General features: G+C 56.2%; 16 protein-coding genes. 15 read left to right on the plus strand and 1 reads right to left on the minus strand.

Annotation, left to right across the window (positions count from 1 at the left end; translation table 11 throughout):
* The first annotated feature begins 21 nt into the window (after positions 1-21).
* The 9 genes from GOX63_RS13755 to GOX63_RS13795 all read left to right on the plus strand — a co-directional run bounded on the left by GOX63_RS13755 (position 22) and on the right by GOX63_RS13795 (position 12215).
* Positions 22-750, plus strand: a complete 729-nt coding sequence (locus GOX63_RS13755; protein ID WP_170546032.1) for a TSUP family transporter — start codon at positions 22-24, stop codon at positions 748-750.
* Positions 751-756: 6 nt separating this feature from the next.
* The gene (locus tag GOX63_RS13760) at positions 757-1779 is read left to right on the plus strand and encodes a D-cysteine desulfhydrase family protein (RefSeq protein ID WP_254435955.1); all 1023 of its coding nucleotides are present in this window, start codon (positions 757-759) and stop codon (positions 1777-1779) included.
* Positions 1780-1847: 68 nt separating this feature from the next.
* A complete protein-coding gene (locus tag GOX63_RS13765; protein ID WP_170326617.1) occupies positions 1848-2810 on the plus strand; it encodes a TAXI family TRAP transporter solute-binding subunit in 963 nt (320 codons plus the stop codon).
* A gap of 322 nt (positions 2811-3132) precedes the next feature.
* Positions 3133-4185, plus strand: a complete 1053-nt coding sequence (locus GOX63_RS13770) for a helix-turn-helix transcriptional regulator (protein WP_170546034.1) — start codon at positions 3133-3135, stop codon at positions 4183-4185.
* Positions 4186-4753: 568 nt separating this feature from the next.
* Entirely contained in the window at positions 4754-5875 is a 1122-nt protein-coding gene (locus GOX63_RS13775; RefSeq protein WP_170546038.1) for a TIGR03032 family protein, read from the plus strand.
* Between the two features lie 295 nt (positions 5876-6170).
* Complete coding sequence (locus GOX63_RS13780) at positions 6171-9524, plus strand: autotransporter outer membrane beta-barrel domain-containing protein (protein ID WP_170546041.1); 3354 nt, start codon at positions 6171-6173, stop codon at positions 9522-9524.
* A gap of 139 nt (positions 9525-9663) precedes the next feature.
* Positions 9664-9990: a hypothetical protein gene (locus tag GOX63_RS13785; RefSeq protein WP_170326613.1), complete on the plus strand. Its 327-nt coding sequence runs from the start codon at positions 9664-9666 to the stop codon at positions 9988-9990.
* Positions 9991-10306: 316 nt separating this feature from the next.
* Positions 10307-11098, plus strand: coding sequence for an alpha/beta fold hydrolase (locus GOX63_RS13790; RefSeq protein WP_367646723.1), 792 nt, complete (start codon positions 10307-10309; stop codon positions 11096-11098).
* 466 nt (positions 11099-11564) lie between these two features.
* Positions 11565-12215: a hypothetical protein gene (locus GOX63_RS13795; protein ID WP_170326611.1), complete on the plus strand. Its 651-nt coding sequence runs from the start codon at positions 11565-11567 to the stop codon at positions 12213-12215.
* Between the two features lie 256 nt (positions 12216-12471).
* Here GOX63_RS13795 and GOX63_RS13800 read toward each other — a convergent pair whose 3' ends face one another.
* Complete coding sequence (locus GOX63_RS13800; protein ID WP_170326610.1) at positions 12472-14238, minus strand: hypothetical protein; 1767 nt, start codon at positions 14236-14238, stop codon at positions 12472-12474.
* A 248-nt stretch (positions 14239-14486) separates the two neighbouring features.
* Here GOX63_RS13800 and GOX63_RS13805 point away from each other — a divergent pair, with 248 nt between their 5' ends.
* From GOX63_RS13805 to GOX63_RS13830, 6 genes are all read left to right on the plus strand, one after another.
* Positions 14487-14765 carry a hypothetical protein gene (locus GOX63_RS13805; RefSeq protein ID WP_170326609.1) on the plus strand — a complete coding sequence of 93 codons (279 nt, stop codon included), beginning with the start codon at positions 14487-14489 and terminating at the stop codon, positions 14763-14765.
* 58 nt (positions 14766-14823) lie between these two features.
* Complete coding sequence (locus GOX63_RS13810; protein WP_170326608.1) at positions 14824-15417, plus strand: hypothetical protein; 594 nt, start codon at positions 14824-14826, stop codon at positions 15415-15417.
* Positions 15418-15512: 95 nt separating this feature from the next.
* Entirely contained in the window at positions 15513-16721 is a 1209-nt protein-coding gene (gntH, locus tag GOX63_RS13815) for a guanitoxin biosynthesis MBL fold metallo-hydrolase GntH (protein WP_170546044.1), read from the plus strand.
* A gap of 114 nt (positions 16722-16835) precedes the next feature.
* A complete protein-coding gene (locus GOX63_RS23810) occupies positions 16836-17645 on the plus strand; it encodes a transporter (protein ID WP_254435957.1) in 810 nt (269 codons plus the stop codon).
* Between the two features lie 157 nt (positions 17646-17802).
* Positions 17803-19464: a hypothetical protein gene (locus tag GOX63_RS13825; RefSeq protein ID WP_170546047.1), complete on the plus strand. Its 1662-nt coding sequence runs from the start codon at positions 17803-17805 to the stop codon at positions 19462-19464.
* Positions 19457-20734: a HupE/UreJ family protein gene (locus tag GOX63_RS13830; protein WP_170546050.1), complete on the plus strand. Its 1278-nt coding sequence runs from the start codon at positions 19457-19459 to the stop codon at positions 20732-20734. The genes GOX63_RS13825 and GOX63_RS13830 overlap by 8 nt, the downstream gene beginning before the upstream one ends.
* The last annotated feature ends 262 nt before the right edge of the window (positions 20735-20996 follow it).

The raw sequence follows: 20996 nt of genomic DNA on the forward strand, positions 1-20996 counted from the left end.
AGTGAAACAATGGATCGAAACGTGCCCGCCGACCTACTGATCTTGCTACTTGCCATTTTAACAGGGGCGGCGATTCAGGTTGGGGTGGGAATCGGGTTCAGCATCGTCGTAGCGCCTGTGATGATGGTGTTGCTGGGGACGACCACGGCTGTTCCGGTCTTGCTCATGCTGAACACGCTCGTTTCGCTTGTCGCGTCGAACAGGCGGGTGTGGTCCATGAACACTGCACTGATCCGGAATGCAGTGATTGGGTGCGTTGCGGGCATCGCTCTGGGTCTTTTGATTTACCCTTATCTGTCGGAACGCATGGTGTTGGTCCTGACGGGCGTTCTTTTACTTGTCGGAGTAGCCACCTCGTTGCTGCCGCAGGATAACAAGGTTGGGCCGCGGGGATTTCAGGCAATTTCGGGCCTGTCCGGCCTTGCCACAGTGTGGGCAGCCACTCCCGGTCCTTTGATGATTCTGGGCTTTCTGGCCTCGGGTCGAACCCCGCACGAAGCGCGTCGGTTGGTACAGCCCGTGGCACTGGTCGCATATGGTTCAGCCTTCGCGTTGCACTGCCTGTCGGACTGGGCGGCCTTTGCCAGCGCCCCGTGGCTTTGGCCGTTTGTCGCGGCCACAATTGCCGGCAGTCTGCTGGGGCACGTGATCGGTCCGCTGCTGCCGCAACAGGCCATTACCCACGCCATTCGGATTATCTCGATTCTCGCGTGCGCGGCCCTGTTCCGCCGCGCCTATCTGGTTGGATGACAAGTGATGACTGAACAGATGAAAATCGACCTGAAACTGTCTGAGTTCCCGCGCGCTTGTTTGATGACCGAAGTCACACCGGTCGAAAGGCTGGATCGCCTGTCAGACCGCCTGGGTATTGACCTCTGGCTTAAGCGGGACGACCTGACCGGGCTTAGCTTTGGTGGCAACAAGACTCGGCAGTTGGAGTTCTATTTTGGCGAAGCGTTACAACAGCGGGCTGACACCGTCCTGATTACCGGAGCGGTACAGTCGAACTTTGTACGCACGGCGGCCGCCGCGGCGGCCCGTTTGGGGATGAAATCCGTTCTGCAGCTGGAAGAGCGGGTGCCGGGCATGGGAGAGCAGTACTACCAGTCGGGCAATGTCCTGCTGGCCAAAATCCTGGGCGCTGAACACATGCATTTTCCGGTAGGAGAAGATGAAGTCGGCGCGGACAATGCCTTGCATGAAAGGGCGGCTCAGCTGGTTGCCGCCGGCCACCGACCCTATGTCATCCACCTTGGTATCGACCACCCGCCTTTGGGGGCATTGGGCTATGTGCAGGGGGGCGCGGAACTGGGCGCGCAAATGAGCGAATTTGATGCCGCAGTCGTGCCTTCGGGCAGCGGCTCGACACACGGCGGGTTTCTGACGGGGCTACGGCTGTCCGGAGTGCGTGCGCCCGTCTACGGCATCTGTGTGCGACGCGATCAGGATCAGCAATACGCGCGCATGGAAAAGGTCCTCGGCAGATTGGCTGCCTTGATGGATTTCGACCCGGCGATCGTCATGAACGGCATCAACGTCTGGGATGGCGCACTCGCGCCCGGATATGGGCAAGTCGGGGAAGGGACACGTGATGCCCTGACCCTCATGGCGCGCACTGAAGGTATTTTCTTGGATCCAGTCTACTCGGCAAAGACATTTGCCGGGCTATTGGGACTGTTGGACGCGGGTGTGATCTGCAAGGGCCAAAAGGTCGTCATGCTGCATACCGGGGGGCTTCCGGCACTGTTCGGATATCAGGACGTGATTGGACCGATCTGACAAAACCCAGGGCTCTGACACCGCGTTCATTACCAATCAAAACAACACATATTCACAGGGAGGAAACGATGAAAAAGAACAGGATCTTAGCTACGGCAATGGCACTGTCGCTTGGAGTTGCAGCAGCTCAGGCAGAAGAGTTTGTCACAATCGGCACAGGTGGCGTGACAGGGGTTTACTACCCCACCGGCGGATCAATCTGTCGCCTGATGAACAAGAACCGCAAGGAAACTGGCGTGCGCTGCACGGTCGAATCCACAGGCGGTTCGGTCTATAATATCAACACCATCCGCGAAGGTGAGTTGGAATTTGGCGTGGCCCAATCCGACTGGCAATTCCACGCCCTTAATGGCACCTCCAAGTTCGAAGAAGCCGGGCCCTTCGAAGACCTGCGTGCAGTGTTTTCCGTCCACGCCGAACCCTTCAACGTGATGGTGCGCGCAGACTCGGGGATCGAGCATTTTGACGATCTGGCGGGCAAGCGGGTCAACATCGGCAATCCCGGATCTGGCCAGCGCGGCACCATGGAGGTGCTCATGGACGCCAAAGGCTGGACCAAAGACACGTTCGCCCTTGCCGCCGAGTTGAAGTCAGCCGAGCAATCCAGTGCCTTGTGTGACAACCAGATCGACGCGTTCATTATCACGGCTGGCCATCCCTCGGGCAACCTGACCGAGGCTGCCACCACATGCGACGCCAAGCTGGTACCTGTGACTGGTGAAGCCGTAACGGGTCTGATCGACAACAACGCCTATTACCGCTCGGCCACAATTCCCGGCGGCATGTATCGCGGCACCGACAGCGACGTCGATACCTTTGGGGTCGGTGCAACACTTGTGACATCGGCCACCGTATCTGATGCGGCGGTTTATGCATTGGTGTCGTCCATCTTCGAGAATTTCGACGATTTTCGCACCTTCCACCCGGCCTTCGCCAACCTGACCAAAGAGGAAATGGTCACGGCTGGTCTTTCAGCGCCAATCCATCCGGGCGCGCTGAAATATTATCAGGAAAAAGGACTGTTGGAATAGGTCGGAACACTTTCGGAAGCTCTCGTCCAACACGTGCCGTGGCTGCGCTACCTATGTGTTGGATGAGGTTTCCGGCCAATGTCCGCTTCGTCTCAGTTCCACCGCGGCGTGGGCGGCTGTGGTGAAGGGCGGTCCCGGGCCATGCTCGAGAAACGGTCTCACGTCACAGGATTGGTATTGGGCTTACGTTGTCCGCAGCCGAGAGCCCAACCCGTGAATTCGACGTTCTCTGTACGCCCCCGCAGCACTATTGTGCCCGTCTTGAGAAATTGACTATGTGCGGAACTCAAAGTGATAAAGGTACTGTCTTCAAAGGTTACTTATGGTAGAGCAAAACACGTTAATCTCCCACAGATTTGACACCAACTTGTCGCCGAAAAAGCAGCAATACGCGTTGTTTCGCGAGGAACTGTTCGACTTGGCGGGTTATGAAGTTGATCGCCCCGGACCTGTTGATGACCCGTTTAGCCTCACTGGCGAAGCCAAAATAACTCCGAAATTCTTGATTTACACATACCAAACCTTGACGCCGTGCGTCTTCCACAGATCGGAGCGTGGCATGGCGCGCGCGGAAAGGGACTACTTTGGAGTACACTTTCAATTCAAAGGAGAGGATCTGTCGACGCCTCTTTCGGAAGGTTCGGCGCATACCAGGACGGGGGACCTGCTTTCGCTCGACACCGAGCGACCGTTTTCCTACCAGCATAAAGGGGCGACGTCTTACTCGTTGAATCTGCATCGGAAGAAGATTCAGGAAGAGGTTCCTGGAATCTCGCGGCTACACGGCATGGTGTTGCGAGACAGCCCGGTCACCAGAATTCTCAAAACTGCAATTACCGGCGTGTTCAGCGAATTGAATCACGCGGACGATCGCGAAATCGAAACGCTTTCTGATATGCTCTATCGCCTCACTGTCGACGCGTTCAGACATCAGCGGATACAGGAACTCGAAACGCGCGAAATCCGGGATGAAACCGTCCTTTTCACGGTTGTAGATTTTATCCATCAGAACTTCCATCGTCGTGACCTGACACCGGAAGTGATTGCAAAGGCAGTCGGAATATCACGGTCCAAATTGTACCAGATTTGCCAGCAAACGGACACACCTCAGCGCCTTATTCGATTGATACGATTGGAAAAAGCCGCGGGCCTGTTAAGGGCCGATGCCAACTGCAATATTGGTGACGTTGCCTATAAAACAGGGTTCTCAACTCGCCCGGCCTTTTCCCGAGCGTTCATGGAACACTACGGTGTTTCACCGACAGACTACCGCGAGGGGCTACGGGAAAAATTGCCTGAGTTTCAAAGACTAATCCCACCGACCGGAAGGGACTGGAGACTGAGGTCTTCGCTAAAGGCGGCGGCACTAGATTGACGCCGGGATACCGGAGACCTCTCCGGACCTACAGGAAGGCTAGCATATGTGAGTTATGAAACTCGCAACAATTCCTGCCAACTCAAAGCACTGCTTTTTTACGGCTCGGGGCCCGCTCCAAGTCCAGTCTTTTGCGTTTGCCAGTTGCGCCTCCAAAGCGGCAGTCGAATGGTTCAAAAAAGACCGAACCACATTGAATTTGAATGAGAGCGGCTGCCGTCTTGCGAGGTGGCGTTCTCGTCGAATCTTTAGGCTGAATTCTACGTAATCACTGTGTCGGTCAGGGCTGAGTTTTCCTGATCTTTCGACCTGCATTCACCTGTACCCGGCATCCAGCGCAGCACGAGATTCATTCCGTTCATAAATGGTACCACTGCGTCCAGCTCAGCGAATGCCTGCTCGAAACCAAATCCGTTCTAAGGCAATGAATTTACTGGTTCGGATGCTGATCCGGTACTCAGGGGTTTGGGATGCGACGCAGCAGGTCATCTTTCAGCCGCATAAGAGGCGGCAACACTAGTTCACACAACCTTGCCGTTACGGCTTGGTCTCTGCCGGAGGACGCGCGATGAGCGATGTTCTCTGCGAACAATTTCAGTCTGGCGCAGCCGCTGAAAATAACACAACGGGTTCTTCTCCGAGGACACCCAAAGTCGACTATTCGGTCTCCGCGGGTCTGGCCGACCGGCTCGGAGGGCTTGGGCTGTCCATCGCCTTTACCTCCTACCAGTCGGGGTTCCTTTACATGGTGGGGGTCAAGCCGGGTGGTGGGATCAACATCCATCAGATGGCTTTCCCCCGACCAATGGGCATCCACCGTCATGGCGTGCACGGGTTGTCGCTGGCAGCGGACGATCAAATTCTGCACATGCAGAACGTGCTGGATCCGCAGGAGCGTGTGAATGATCTGTTCGACGCCGCCTTCATGCCGCGTCAGAGCGAGTTTACCGGGCAGCTAGATCTGCACGACCTTGGCATCGACGCCGCAGGCAAGGCGATCTTCGTTAATACACGATATAATTGCCTCGCAACTCCGGACCCGCGCCATAGCTTTCGAGAGGTCTGGCGACCCCCGTTCATATCATCGCTGGTGGATGAGGATCGATGCCACCTGAACGGGTTGGCGATGAAGGACGGGCACCCCCGATACGTCACTGCCGTCAGCCGGTCGGACACGATCGACGGCTGGCGCGACCGGCGTGCGGATGGAGGCATCGTTATTGATGTCGAGACGGGAGACATCGTTTGCGACAACTTGTCGATGCCGCATTCGCCGCGATGGCATGACGGACGGTTGTGGCTGCTGAATTCCGGCCGCGGAGAGTTGGGCACAGTCGAGTTCGACCAGAACGGCAAGGGTCGTTTTGAACCGCATGTTTTCTGTCCCGGTTTTGCCCGTGGTCTGGCCGTGCATGGTCGTTACGCCTTCGTCGGCCTGTCCAAGCCCCGTTACAAGCGGTTCGAGGGGCTGGAGCTTGATGCCCGTCTGACCGAGGCCGACAGCGCGCCATGGTGCGGACTCCAGATAATAGATCTTGAGACCAGGACTTGTGTGGACTGGCTACGGATAGATGGCGATGTGGCCGAGCTCTACGACCTTGAGCTTTTGCCGGGTCATCTCTGCCCGATGGCAGTTGCACCCGGCACCCCTGAGGCCGCAACGCTGATCACCCTGCCGAAGCAAACATAGAAAACTAAACAATAAAATCAAAATTGGTACGGACATAATGAGTAAAACAGATCAGAGCACGAACGTGCCGCACTATCGAGCACTCCGTCTGCATGGCGGCCGGATGACAAAGCACAAGGGTCAAGTGGCAAGTTACGCCCCGGCTTTGGGACGCATACTTTCGGGCGTTTCTGCGGCGGCACTTGGCGCGACCACATTACTGACTGCGGGCTCTGCGCTTGCGGGTAGCTGTGGCCTGGAGGTCCCCGGCGTTTATTTGTGCTCCGGACCGGCTGATCCGGTAAACGACGTCAGTGTGACAATCATCAACGGCGCGCCCATAACGGTAGAAACGACGCCGGGCTTTGGCATTGAGCCTTTCAATTCCCATAACGCCATTGATCTGTTCAGTAATTTGGGCGTGACCTTTACCGACAACAATGAGTCAACAGTCACTTCGAAATCCAATGACGCGCTTCGAGCCGTCGTTTATGGCGGCGGCGATGTGACGGTGACCACGACCGGCACGCTCAGCGGAGCGCGCAACGGTATCTTCGCTCGAAAATACAGTGAGCTGACGGAAGGGAGCATCTCGATTACAGCGGCGAATGTCAGTGGTGCGGCGGATGATGGGATCTATGCCAGGAACGACCGTGGCACGGACCTTTCAATCACAACCTCCGGGATCGTTTCAGGGGGCCGGTCTGGCATATTTGCGCTAAACACCGGTAGCGGTGCGACGACAATCTCTGCCGCAGGTGTCTCCAGTGCAATAGGTGACGGCATTTCGGCGGCGAATTCCGGTAGCGATCTTTCCATCACTGCAACTGACCGGGTCATCGGCGGCGATCGGGGGATTGCAGCCACAAACAATGGCAGCGGGGCATTGACGATTGCTGTTGAAGAGGTGGTTGGCCAGGGCGCGGAAGGGATTTCCGCGCAAAACAGAGGCTCCGATCTGACCATTACGGCGACTGGACCGGTTCAGGGGGACTCTTTCGGTGTTTACGCCCTCAACAGCGGCACGGGAGCCCTGACAATCACAACCGCGGAAGTCACCAGTACCAACAGCTTTGGGATAAGGGCGGCAAATCACGGCTCCGGCACCAAATTATCGGTTACGGCGTCGGGTACTGTGACGGGTGCCCGTGATGCGATATACGCAAGTGGTCGCGGAACGACCGGCGGGATAACTATCGACGTCGGAGACGCGATCAGCACAGATGATGGGTACGGCATCAACGCTCGTAACTATGGCAGAGGATCGCTGGTGATTTCTGCGGCCAATGTCACCGGAACCGCCAACAATTCAGGTATTCTTGCCATTAACAGAGGCACCGACCTTTCGATCACGGCAAGCGGACAGGTGACAAGCAGCTGGCGCGGGATTTCGGCAAGAAACATCGGCACCGGCGATTTGACTGTTTCGGTCGTGGATGTCACATCGACCCGACTGAACGGGCTGAACCTGAACAACTATGGCGCGAACCTATCGGTCACATCCACTGGCACGATCAGCGGTGCAACGCACGGAATCCAGGCGCGAAACGACGGCAGTGGAGCCCTGACGATCGCAGCGAAGGATGTCTCCGGAACCCTGGGCAATGGCATCTATGCCAGAAACTCTGGCACGGATATTTCGATTTCATCATCGGGAACCGTGTCAGGTGGATCGTTCGGGATATACGCGCGCAACGATGGCAGTGGTGCGTTGGCGATTGAGGTCGCGAATGTCAACGGTGAGCGCTATGGTATCCACGCCCAAAACTTTGGTTCAGGCCTGACATCGATTACCGTGTCCGGCGCTGTTTCAGGGGACACCAATGCCGGGATTCTAACCCGGACGACCGCCGGGTCGAGCGTGATCACCCTTGAAAGCGGCGCGTCGGTCTCCTCCTTGTCTGGCGAGGCGATTGTCGACAGCGATGGCGGCAATAGCCATGTCATTCTGCGGTCGGGATCAGCGATTGCAGGTGAGGTGCTGCTGAGTGACGGTACCGATGCGCTGACGATTGAAGGGGGTGCGGATATCAGCGCGGCAACCCTGTTCGACGGCGGCATAGGCACGCAGGACTCGCTGACCTTTTCGGCCTTCAACGGCAATTTAGATGGCACTCTGTTCACCAATTGGGAAAACCTGACGGCAGACAATGGAAGTGTTCTGACTCTGGACAGTTCAGCATCAAATATTATTTCTCTCGCGGCGAACAACGGATCAACCATTGCAGCAGGGGAGGCAAACTTGTCTCTGAACAGCAACCTGCGGATCGACGCGACCAGCCGCTTCCAAGCTGGGTTTGGCGGATCGGGGGCGGTCAGGGTTGAAGGAGAAGTCGATAACGATGGTCTTATCACGTTGGCGGATGGGCGCGGAGGTGATCGCCTGACCATTGGCGGCGATCTGACGGGGTCTGGCACTGTGGCGCTCGATGTCGATTTCGATGCCGGAACCAACGACCAGTTGATTGTGACAGGCGACAGTACAGGAGCGCAACAAGGCCTGCAGATTCAAAAGTCCGGTACTCTTGCAAATCTCCAGACCTATGCGCTTGCCACGGTTTCCGACACGAGTTCTGCAGACGATTTCCATCTGGTGAACGGTGATTTCGTGACCAAAGGCGGAGAAACCGCAATCGTCGGAGGCGCATATACTTTCCTGCTCGATTACGATCCGGCAACCGGTGAATTCATTCTTTCCCCCTTCACTGCGAACGGTGGGGTGAACCTGAACCCGAACCGCGCGTTTCTTGCAGCTGGTGTCCAACAGTTCAGCGACCAGATTGCCTTGGATGGGGCGCTACGCCGTCTGACGGGCAGAACAGGTACGGAAGACGCGAACACGGTCAGCCGATCGCTGGCCGAACTCAGCTCTACAGATCAACCACTGGTCTGGCTGAACGCTGAGGGTGGGCGCGACCGCTATACGTCTGGTGATCGCACGAATGAAACGACCAGCGGCGGCCTGCGTGTCGGCGCCAGCCTGCCCCTTGCCGAGATCGGCAGCGGCGCACTGATTGGTGGGCTTGAGTTCGGTGCAACGACACTTTCAACAGACAGCGAAACGTCATTGGCCGACGGCAAGATCGACACCGACGCCTACGATGTGACGCTGAGCGCGTTGTGGCTGGCGGACAGTCAACTCTATCTGGATGGCCAATTGCGTTATGCGTTCTTCGACAGCACAACCCGCCTTGCCGGAGGGCAGGAGGTTGATACGGATGGGGATGGCTATGCCGCCTCGATCGAGGTCGGCAAGGTGTTTGCCCTGAACAATGGGCTGAACCTAATTCCTCAGGCGCAACTTCTCTATAGCAGTGTTGATGCCGACGACCTCAACGATGTTTCAAGTGGTGCGGCTGGAACGGTTTCTGACGGCGATACGCTGAGTGCGCGCATCGGTCTGCGGGCCGAGCGAGAGTTTGGCACCAGCGTCCTCTTTGGCCAGTTCGACTACTACCATGCGTTTGATGACGAAACCTCGGTGTCTTTTGGCAACGACACAGTTCTGACCGAGCGCGGCAGGAATAACCTTGCCCTGACACTGGGTGGCCACGTGGACATCACAGCAACCACCACTTTGTTCGGGGAAATGTCCGCCCAGAGCGGATTTGGCAGCAGTTCTGACGACTATGGCGTTGCAGGCCAACTGGGTTTCGAATTCCGGTTCTGAACCATCCTCCACGAGACAAAGACGGTGCCGACCCCCTCGTATCGTCTTTCGTGGGCCACCGCACCGCTCACTCACTTCCCCACTTACGGGCAAAGGTGGCCCACAAACAATTTGCCGATCAAACAGAAGGATCAACACGATGAAAACTCTATTCTCCGCAGCACTGGTTATTGCGGCATTGGCCGTTCATTCGCCAGCTCAGGCGGAAGATCTGGAATTCCTGCTCTACAATGACAGCAGCGCCGACCTGGTTGAGTTCAATGTCTCCCCCGCATCATCCGACGATTGGGAAGCAAACCTTTTGGCGGGTGGCTATCTGGCCCCTGGATATGAAATTGGCGTGGATATCGCAGACGGGCTGACAACCTGCGTCTATGATATCCGTGGCATCTTTGCCGACGGGTCCGAAGCCGAAGATTTTGGACTGAACCTGTGTGATCTGGGCGAATATACATTCACCGACTAGGTATGGGCGCATACGTAACGGCGAAAGCTCCGAGAATTTGGAGCTTTCCACATGCATTTGATCTGTTCCTCACCAATCAGGCAGCTCAGTCTGGATTGAGCCAAACAGACATCCGTGACTCGTAACGCGAACTAACAGTTATGGTGGCTAGTAAGGAAAACGGCTCGTACTTTCGTTTCGGATATATGCCAGCACTCAAATTAACTCACGACCCAATAATGTTTCGATTTAGGAGAGCAACTTGACCAAACAAATAACTCTCAGAGATGGTAGAACGCTCGCATTCAGCACTTACGGTGACCCAAATGGAACACCAGTGATTTTTAGCCATGGGTTTTGCGACTCCCACGTAATTCGTCACCCCGACGACAGTCTAACCGCTTCGCTTGGAGTGCGATGGATTGCAGCGGACGAACCCGGTATTGGAGGGTCGAGTCCGAAGAAGGGTCGGAAAATGGTCGATTGGGGCGCTGATATGGAGGATCTGGCCGACCATCTTGGCCTTGATACCTTCAACGTTGCGGGCCATTCCGGAGGCGGTCCCCATGCTTTGGCAGTGGCATTTCACATGCCCGAACGTGTTCGCAAGGTAGCGCTCGCGTCTCCAGTGGCTCCTTTCGATAAGCCCGGCGTCGCCAAAATGCTGGTATTGAAGGATCTGAAGACCATAGCGAAACTGCGCCATCTGACCTTTTTAATCCGCTGGCTAGAGCGTACGGGCGCTAAAAAAGCTTTGAAAGACATCCCTTCATACGTGGAGTCTTTAGTTGACCAAATGCCCAACGAAGCCAAAACAATGCTCCGCAATCCTGAGCAGCAAGCCGTGTTCGAAGAGAACTTTCGCCTTGGTTATCTGCAACACGAAGAAGGAGCTTTTGAAATGACGATGGCTCTTTGGGATTGGGGATTTTCGCCATCGGACATCCAGCAACCAGTGGAGATATTCTATGGTACTGCGGACGATATTTTCTCACCGGAAATGCCTCGCTACCTTTGCTCTGAGCTTCCCAACTGCACAGCGCACGAGTGGCCGGATGCAGGACACTTTGGGTTTGTGGATCGCGAACGGTGGATCGAATTTGTCGGCGCGGTTGCCAGTCTGTCTTAGCAAGGTAAAGGCAGCAATGCCCGTAACTAGGTGTTGAGTGTCGGTCGAAATGCACGGTTTCTTTCAACGTCCGCTTTGGAAGAGTTGCGCCGCTGCAGTCTTGTCTTCAACTGAGGCCCGCTTCTCTTCGCAGACAGGGTGATACCGGGTGGGGTAACCCCCCTCGAGCAAAGGTGGTCCACAACCAATTCACGGATCAAACAATAGGATCAACATGATGAAAACTCTATTCTCCGCAGCACTGGTTATTGCGGCATTAGCCGTTCATTCCCCAGCATAGGCGAAAGATCTGGAATTCCTGCTCTACAATGACAGCAGCGCCGATCTGGTTGAATTCAATGTTTCCCCCGCATCGTCCGACGATTGGGAAGCAAACCTTTTGGCTGGTGGCAATATTCGACCTACTGCATCCGATGTGCCGACCAATAAATTTCCAACATCCAATTCCTAGATGAGAGGACTACCAATGCGCATGACTGCCAGAAATTTTTTGCTCATAAACATTCTTTTGACCTGTGCATTTTACGTGTTCAGCTTTGTTGCCCTTGGCAGCGCGGTGCCGACAATTGAATCCACAGGGGCAAAAATAGTTACCTGGTTCTCGGAAAACGGAGGTCAGGCACGAACCTATGCCTGGGCCTCAACTTTTGTCTCTCTGGGCCTGATGATTTTTGCCGGCCAGGTATCAGCCCTTCTTCCCGTGCCAAATCGCTATGTGTTTTTTGCGGGCGTCTTCGGGTTCGCTCTTACAGCTCAAGTTCAGGCGTGGATTTGGGCTGGCCTGGCTTATAATCCGAGCGGCCTGTCAGAGGGGGCGGCGCAGGCGATTTTTGCCATCGCTGCCTTCTGGGGGCCGGTCGTGAACGCCTCTACGACCGCCATGGCCGGTGCAATTGCCGTGTTGGGATTTGGTGAGCACAGAATTATTCCGCCCTGGTTGACCTGGCTCAGCATCGTGTTTGGTGTCGAACAGGCCATCGAAACGGTCACTGTTTTCGGGCATTCCGGGTTCATTGCACCGGGCGGAACGATGAATATCTACCTTGGCGGCTTGCTTGGATTTATCTGGGTAGGCGGGGTTGTTCGCTGGTCGATGCAAAAGTTGGAAAAAGCGTAAAGGTAAGCGTTTGCCGTTGGGTAGGTTGCGGTCGTTCAACTTTCCGCCGTATCAAGAGCGGCCACACTAAAACAGTGGACAGATACGAATATTCGATTTTGGCACGCGGCTTGTTTTGGCTATCTTTGTGCAGGGGACGGGCATTCTCCGGATTGCCTTTCACCTACCTGTTGGATGAGGTTCCCGGCTCAATGCTGCACGAGCGTAAGACGCTGGAGTTGATGCAATCAACGCGCCGATGACGAGCCACAGGCCATTATCGCGCCTCGGCCAGAGATTTGGCCTTTTCGTATTCGTCCAGCAACGGCTGCATCATTTTCGGATCATAAATCACCTTTTCCAGCCAGCGTCGGAGTGGGAACGTCTCGCCTTCGGCGATCATTTCCGAGAGGCTTTCAAGGATCGCCGCTTCCTCGTCTAGCTGCCCAAGAGCAGCGTTCCCAGCGGCCTGGTAGACCATCATATGTGGCCCAAACGGCCCGCCGAGGTCCAGGTTCTCCTGCAACGTATTCAGACTGTCCCGGTAGTGGCCCGCGTGAAACTGAGCAACACCCATTATATTCCTGTAGGGCCGCCGGATGCTAAGGGGGTCCAGGCTCAGCGACCGTTTGAGGGGCGTGATCGCCTGTTCCGGCTTGCCGGCGTACAACAGGAACATTCCCAGATAGCCATGAGCCAGACTGGAGCTCGGCTCGTGTTCAATGGCGCGTTGGCCATATTCAACCGCCTGAAGCGGCTGACCCATCAACATTCCTAGGTTGCCCAGCGTCAGAAGGGCGCGAACGTTGGCGGGGTCTTTTTCCAACGCGATTTCAGCGTGTTGCCTGATTACCGCGCGGGTTTCTTCTGTGTTCGGAGCCAAGCCGAACCAAGCTCGATGCGATTCCGCAAACCCCAATCCCGCATGACCGTGAGGGGCGTCCGGTTCCAGGCTCACCACCCGCTGCAGCAAGGCGTGCGCCGCGTCAAACCGCGCCGGGTCGCTTGGGGGGTGAATAATGTCCAACGCCTGCTGGTACAGGATTCTGGCGTCACGGCGGGTCCAGCGTGCATCCTCGATCCGCGAGGTCAGTTCCGGGAACAGCTCGATCGAGAAGGTGGCGCTGATCTCTCGGGAAATCTCGGTCTGCGTATCGAACCGATCCGCCGTCATGTAATCGAACCGCTTGGCCCAAATCTCGCCCCGGCTGTCCACATCGACAAGACCGATGTTGAGCCGATAGCCATCTGTCATCGTCTGCAGACTACCCCGCAAGATATGGGTCGCACCCAGTTTGCGCCCTTCGTCGATCAGATCGACACCCCCATCGGACAGTTCGGCTGTGGATGCGTATGAGATCACGCGCAAACCCTGAACACGCGCCAGATCGGTTGTGATATCCTCGGCGATGCCTCGGGCTGCTACGGATGAAACCGCGCTGTTTCCCAAAGGGTTGAACGGCATCACGGCAACGACAGGTAAGTCTCCCCACAAGTCGGTGTCCGCGGTGGCCTGATCCGTTGGCGGGTTTTCGGTTCCGACATTTTGGATCAGCATCACCCCCGTCACGGCCAACAATAGCATCAATAAAACCAGCAGGAGCCAGTTCGGAGCCCGCCAACCCGATCTGCCGGACCTGCCTGTCCGCCCCGAATCCATCGAAGGCCCAGAAGATATGTCGCGAAATTCGAAAGACGGAACATATGACCCTTTAGGAATGGTGATCACCAAGGGGTCATTGCTGCCATCCGTCAGGTAATAATGTTCCAGTTCCCGCCGCAACCGGCGCGCTTCCAACCGCACGACGGGATCCGAAGTTGCGTCGAAATCCTCGGACCGGCCCAGGACAGAAACACCAATCGAATACCCTTTCAGGCGGTCAGCGCGCCCGGCCAGTGTTTCGTCGACGATGTATTTGAGGAACGCACGTCGGCGGTCATTCGCACCAAACTGAGAACTCTCAAACATACGGTCGAGCTGTTCGTCTATGGCCGCCTGTTCCAGAGGCGGCACTGACTTCCGCTCGGATAACTGACTTTCCATCGAAGTGTCTGTCGGTTGTTTTCGTTCCATCCAAACTAATCAAACAGTACCCGGCTCACTCGGGTCACGTCCAGCATAACATTCAAACAAAAGAATTATTAACGTTCGATACACGTTCCGAACATGTTCGGTACCCCAATCCCGGGGCCTCGGATGTTAGTCTGATGTCTCCACGGACGTCCAAGCGGACAGGCCGCTGGAACCAACTTCTCACTGACGGCCAACGGGCTTTGCCGGGAGGGGAGCAAGTGGAAAACTATCTTGCCGCCGGATGTTCGGAACTGGTGAAACAATCGCCCTGCGATGAATTCACCATCTTGTCTCTGTCGCGGAGCGATCCAAAATTTCAGGCCATTTGCCGTGATTTCGGCGAGGCGGTGACCGCATTCCGCAGCTTTCAAGCTCAGGGAGAACGCGGGCAAGCCCGAGCGGCTGAGTTTCGGCAGATCTGCGAGGATTTGAGGATCGAATTGATGGAATACGTCGATCAGTCCACGGCCCGACCCAAGGCGCAAGGGCGCCAATGATGCAACATGACGGTCGCCCGATACCGCGACCTGAATTCCGGCACGAAAGGAGACGGGAATGATGAAACGCCCCTGCAAGACGCTGCTTTTTGCCGTTCCATTTGTGTTCGGCCTCATATCCACCGTTCATGCGCAGGACAGCGACACCCAGGACTGCAAGGCCTTGTTCGTGCACAATGCCGGTTCAGTGTCGATGACCGATGGCACGATAACCATGGAAGATGTCAGTCCGATCGTCACATTCTTCTGTGACCGGCCGGTTCGGTATGCGGGTGTGCAAAGCATACAGGGCTTTCTGGACATGGTGTCCGAAGGTGATGAAAGCTTTGCCGCAGATCCGCCCAACGCTGTGCTGACCATCGTTTCAGAAGGCGAGCAGCCCGTCGACGTGGTCGTGGAGCTTTCGCAGCGTCCGCTGAATGATCAGGGAACGATGACCTATTCCGGCGTCAAGGTGATCAAGGGTGAAATTCCGCAGGTCACAGGCCCGGGCACGTTGTTCATCGACCATTTCGGTCGGCCAATGTCGCCGGGTTCGGTGGCTGGAGTGCATCGCCGACACGACCGTCGCGAGGTACGCCATTGTGCCGCCGACACTCCCGATAACTCTAACAATCTTTGCAATTGCGGGCCCGGCCTCGTTTGCAACTGAGACAGGAGCGAACCGGTGTTTCGGACAAGCGGCCGGAGCCCAGAGAACCGACATTACCGCCCCACTTGTGAACAGCATAAACGATGGAGGAGAATATGTTTTTAAACATAGGTAGAAGATGTCGGTACGCGGCCTTGGCCTGTACCGCGATGGCCATGTCTCTCGGCGCTGCGGCGGTTCACGCCGAAAACCTGCCGGCCGGGCGAACCGCGACGCAGATCAGTGACGAAGAATACCCGGCCAGCTATTTCCCGAACACGGAAATCCTGGGCACTGATGAAATGCGGATCACCGCACTGGGAACCGGTATGCCGAACCAGACCAAGGCTGCGGTGTCCATTTCTTTCCTGGTCGAGCTTGGCAATGGAGATGCGTTCCTTTTCGACATCGGTATGGGATCGATGGGCAACCTGTTCTCGCTCAGGCCGGACTTTTCGAAAATCGACAAGGTATTCATCAGCCACCTGCATGTCGACCATGTTGGCGACTTCATGGGGTTGCACATCGGTAGTTGGCTGTCGGGCCGATACACTCCTTTGCGGATTTACGGCCCCAGCGGTTCAACCCCTGAAATGGGCATAAAGGCGTTCGTTGAAAGTAGCAAAGCCGCATACGCTTGGGATCTGGACGGGCGCACTGGTGCATTGCCGGACGACGGTGCCAAGATCGAGGTGACCGAATTCGATTACATGCAGGAAAACGTGGTCGTCTACGACGAAAACGGCGTGACGATCCGGTCGTGGCCCGCGATTCACAGTCTGGATGGATCGGTGAGTTACTCTCTGGAATGGAACGGGCTGAAATATGTTTTCGGTGGCGATACGTATCCGAACAAATGGTATGTGAAGTATGCCAAGGGTGCCGATCTCGCCACTCATGAAGCATTCCTGCCGCCTAAGGCACTGGCCCCCTATTTCGGTTGGAGCTTAGGGCAAGCGACTTATGTTGCAACGCGCGTCCACACCGAACCGGCGGCATTTGGCAAGGTCATGGCCGAGGTCAAACCGCGCCACGCCATGGGATACCACTCGGTACTGTCGCCGGAAAATTACCAGGCGATCCTGGAAGGCATCCGTTCGACCTATGATGGCGAGCTGACACTGGCCCGAGACCTGACGGTCATCAATGTGACCAAGGACAAGATCGTCGTGCGCGAGGCGTCCGTTGACGAATACGCACTGCCCCCTTCCGTGTCCCAGGCATACATCGACGCGCCGCGATCCAAGGAAAAGGAACCGTCCGACAAAGTTCTGGCCGGGAAATGGAAAGGGTACACCCCGCCGAAGATGCCGGATGACAAGTAGACCGCTTTTGGAAGGCGCGCCCCCACCGGGCGCGCCTTTGAACCCTGTTGTTACAGGTCGATACACCTCTGTCCGATTGCATGAGGGAAAGTGTTCCAAGGAAAGAACGGATTGATGACAGCCCTTGCCAAATCCCTGATGTCCAAACCGGCCCGATTGGGCGTGCCAGTATCGGTTGCGCTTACCGCCCTGGCATCGTGTCCCGCAGCGGCGGCAGATGACTCGGAACTGGCCAAACAATTGTCGAACCCGCTGGCGTCGCTGATCTCTGTTCCGTTCCAGTTCAATTATGACACCGGCTATGGCAGCGCCGATGGCGATCAGACAACGCTGAACATACAGCCCGTCATACCCTTTTCGCTGAACGCCAACCTGAACCTGATTACCCGGACGATCATTCCCTACAAATGGCAGAACGATGTCTCGGGCACGTCCGGAAGCAACCAGGGGTTCGGAGATACTACAGTAAGCCTTTGGTTCAGCCCGACCAAATCGTCATTTACGTGGGGGGTCGGACCCATCTTCTATTTGCCGACATCCAGTGACCGTGATCTGGGCGTCGGCGAATGGGGTGGAGGTATCACTGGTGTCGTCCTGGTTCAGGAGGGGCCCTGGACCATCGGCGGTTTGGGTAACCACATCTGGTCCGTCGAAAGCGACAACATCAATTCGACGTATCTTCAGCCATTCTTGGCGCACACCACCAAAGAGGCCTGGACATACACGGTGAATTCCGAATCCACCTATGACTGGACCACAGACGAGTGGACCGCCCCGGTGAACCTCATGATTTCAAAGCTGGTCAGGTTTGGGGAGCAGCGCGTGTCTTTGCAAGCTGGCGCGCGCTACTACCTGGCGTCTCCGGATTCCGGCCCCGACGGGTGGGGGGCTAGGCTGTCCGCGACGCTTGTGTATCCGAGATAACTGAAGGGAGGACGTGACAGCGTTTCTACGGCCTATGACGAGAGTATCGATACAGATCAGATGCCTGCTGGTAGTATTGGCGGTTTCCGTCTTTGCGACCGCCACAAGGGGTGACGTGATCCCCTACAGCGGGGCGGAAGTCGCCAGGAATATTGCGGTGTTCCGGATAGAGGACGAGGGCGTTCGCCTTGAGCTGGAAATCTACCCCGAGGACTTGGCTGAATTCGAACGCGCATTTCAATCAAGGCTTGCGTCTGCATCGCTTACGACCCCGGCCAAATTTCATCAGTCATCCGGCGAGGGTTTGGATAGCTTTCGAATTGTGCGGGCTGACGGGAAACCGCTGCCGTTTGATCTGCTGACCGTGGAACGTCGGCAAAGAATCGACCGGGCCTCGCCTTTTGCCGGAATGACCGACCCCCTCACCGGAAGGCCGATCCCGGGTCCGCCTGAAAATCCGGACGTTGTGTATCTTGAGGTTTTCTACAGTTTCGAGGGCGCGCGACCTGAAACTCTGATCCTGAGCCCGCCCTATGCCGAGGATGGAGCGCCCGCAGCCTCAATTGGGTTTATGGTATTCGACCGTTCGGTCCCGGTTTCGCGGTTCAGTTTTCTGAAAACAGATATGCAACTGACGATTGATTGGACCGATCCGTGGTTTTCAGCTTTCACAAACCCCAATCTCAACCGCTCGGCACAAGACGGCACTTCGTCATTCCTGTACGTGGCACCGCGTGAACTTCGGCATGAAATCCTCATCCGGGTTCGGGATCTTGCGCCGTGGATCGACCAGGAGTTGACGACGGGCACCAAGCTGGATCCCGCGCATCAGTCACAGATTTTGGCCGCTGCTCTGGATGAACTCAAAGACCGCAATCCAATGAGTATCTCTGGTGAGGCTATCGTACCTGCTGCAGCCCGTGGAACCTTTTTGACGTTAGGAGAACGAGGGTTTCAGGTCGTTGAAGGCGCCCCAACTCTTGTGACCGATACGACATTTGTCGGTGTGATACTGACCTATCCGATATCCGAGTTGCCAGCCACAGCGTCAATCAACTGGGATATGTTTGATAACGCGATCCAGACAGTCCCGGTGACTCTGACCGATATTGCCGGCCCGTTTTTTGCCTGGGCATCGCCGGACGAACCTGTTGTTACATGGACCAACCATCTGAAGCGATATGACGATCCCAAAGTTGCGCCGGTTCAGGCGGCGGGGATCTTTGTCATGCCGGTGTGGGCGGTGTTGGTTGTTGTCCTGTCCGCTGCCGCAGGCGTGATCGCGTTGCTGTCCTCCAGGAAATTAGCGATTGGCATAGCGGCGCTCTCGATGATGTCACTTTTTGCGGGGATCGCTTTTTCAGGGAAACACACAACTCCTGTCCTGATCCCGATCTCCGGCCAATCCGACACCCAGATTGCGACGGGTGCACTATCCCGGCTTCTGACCAACACATATGTAGCTGCGCTTGAAGTGTTCCCCGAAGAGCGGAAAAAAGCACTCGAACCAATCGTCTTTGATGCCTCGCTGACCGATGTGGCCGCTGAGCTGGAAACCAGCCTGACGATCCGGGTGCCCGGTGGCGGCCGGGCGCAGATCACAGATGTCTCGGATGTTGTCATCGTCCAAGGAGAAATGACCGGCAAAGGACGGTTCGAAGGTGTCGTACAGTGGCGTGTCGACGCGCGGGCCGGACATTGGGGGCATGATCACCGCCGCCGCGTGGACTATCGCGCCCGGGTAGAGTTCCGACCTGACCGGGGAAACTGGCTTCTCTCCGCCATCACAGTGCTGGAGGCACGTTCACCCGATGTCTGATCGTATGCGAAAAATCCTGTTGGTTTGTGCAACTGCGTTTCTTGTCGTCTCTGCGGTTGCAGGTCAGGCGCATTTCCTTTTGAACCTAAACGTGCGCGTCTTTCATATTGAACACACAAGCGACGGGCTCCGCATCTTTCTGCGCGTGCCGATGCCCTATCTTGTTGCGGACAAGACCGGCGCACCAGGTGAAGACGGCCTTCCGTCAGCGGCACCCTTTACCACAAACGCCATTGAGGACGGTCAGGTCGTTCACTTTATTGACCTTTCTGAGTTTGTCACTGACCCGCTAGGGCTTGGGCAAATCGTTGAAACCGGAACTGTTTTAACAGCTCAGGACACGCGCTTCCCCGGTGTCGTTGAATCTGTTTCGGTCCATCGGGTGGGTGAAGAACCCGGGTTTGCAACCTTGAAAGAAGCCCAACAGTCCGTAACCCAAGGCTCAACCCTGCAGGTTAGCCCGCCCGCTTATGTCGGCGATGTCGTTGTGGATGTGGTCGTGTACTACCCGCTCGGATACGCGCCCGACGCCTATACCCTCACAAGCCTGCTGGACCCCGGTCTGCCGGATCAGGAAATGACCGCGAACCTCATTCTGGACTACGGGTCCGGTGACCCTCTGGTTTTCCGGACGCGTGGGTTGATGAAGGAACCCGTCGCGGTTTCCCGATCCAGATTAGCAGGGATCACAACCTTCGTCTGGGAGGGCGTGCGCCACATTCTGGAGGGCATTGATCACGTGCTATTCGTTATTTGCCTCGTCATCGGCGCACGCGGATTGCATTCCCTCATTTGGCGGGTCACCGGCTTTACGGTCGGCCACAGCGTCACGCTGTCGCTTGGGTTCTTTGGCTACGTTCCATCCGGCGCGTGGTTTGTCCCGTTCGTGGAAACGGGCATTGCGCTGTCCATCATCTATGCGGCTTTTCTGGCGGTGCTGGCAGACAGTGCCGAGGCCAGTTCCGGTAAAAAGGTTTTTGTCATAACTGTCCTGATGGGCCTTCTTCACGGCCTCGGTTTCAGTTTCGTTTTGCATGAAATTCTGCAGGTGACGTCGCCCAATATTTGGCAGAGCCTTCTGGCCTTCAATGTCGGCGTTGAAGTTGGGCAACTTGCAATTGTCCTGGTGACCTGGCCGCTCTTGTCCTTGTTCGCAAGGCTCGGCCCGACCCCGGAAATGTCGTTGAGGGTCTCGGTTGCGATTGGATGCGGTGCGGTCGCCAGCTGGTGGGCTTTCGAACGCGGAAAGTCCTTTTTGGAGTTGCTTTAAGTGTCTGACCAACCGAAGAGGTCACGCTGCAACTGCGTGCGGCGGCACGGACGAAATCTCAATGTTAGACAATATTTGCATTAAAAATGTTGCATTTGAGCAATAATGGTTACGAAACTGTTAACGGGTAAAACTTAAAAGCCAATCGCCTATAGCTTGCGAATACCCTGCCTGTGATGGCGATGGGGTTTTGTCGAAGTGCAGGGTGGTGCTCTTCGGGTTTGCACACGATTGCCATGTGTATTGGCTGAGTCGGGTGCGA

The organism is Ruegeria arenilitoris (assembly GCF_013031355.1).
Taxonomy (GTDB): Bacteria; Pseudomonadota; Alphaproteobacteria; order Rhodobacterales; family Rhodobacteraceae; genus Ruegeria; species Ruegeria arenilitoris_C.

Excerpts from the sequence above, each read along its gene's own strand:
- GOX63_RS13760 (WP_254435955.1), top strand. The coding sequence starts at position 757 with ATGACTGAACAGATGAAAATCGACCTGAAACTGTCTGAGTTCCCGCGC.
- GOX63_RS13765 (WP_170326617.1), top strand. The coding sequence starts at position 1,848 with ATGAAAAAGAACAGGATCTTAGCTACGGCAATGGCACTGTCGCTTGGA.
- GOX63_RS13770 (WP_170546034.1), top strand. The coding sequence starts at position 3,133 with ATGGTAGAGCAAAACACGTTAATCTCCCACAGATTTGACACCAACTTG.
- GOX63_RS13775 (WP_170546038.1), top strand. The coding sequence starts at position 4,754 with ATGAGCGATGTTCTCTGCGAACAATTTCAGTCTGGCGCAGCCGCTGAA.
- GOX63_RS13785 (WP_170326613.1), top strand. The coding sequence starts at position 9,664 with ATGAAAACTCTATTCTCCGCAGCACTGGTTATTGCGGCATTGGCCGTT.
- GOX63_RS13795 (WP_170326611.1), top strand. The coding sequence starts at position 11,565 with ATGCGCATGACTGCCAGAAATTTTTTGCTCATAAACATTCTTTTGACC.
- GOX63_RS13800 (WP_170326610.1), bottom strand. The coding sequence starts at position 14,238 with ATGGAAAGTCAGTTATCCGAGCGGAAGTCAGTGCCGCCTCTGGAACAG.
- GOX63_RS13810 (WP_170326608.1), top strand. The coding sequence starts at position 14,824 with ATGATGAAACGCCCCTGCAAGACGCTGCTTTTTGCCGTTCCATTTGTG.
- gntH (WP_170546044.1), top strand. The coding sequence starts at position 15,513 with ATGTTTTTAAACATAGGTAGAAGATGTCGGTACGCGGCCTTGGCCTGT.
- GOX63_RS23810 (WP_254435957.1), top strand. The coding sequence starts at position 16,836 with ATGACAGCCCTTGCCAAATCCCTGATGTCCAAACCGGCCCGATTGGGC.
- GOX63_RS13830 (WP_170546050.1), top strand. The coding sequence starts at position 19,457 with ATGTCTGATCGTATGCGAAAAATCCTGTTGGTTTGTGCAACTGCGTTT.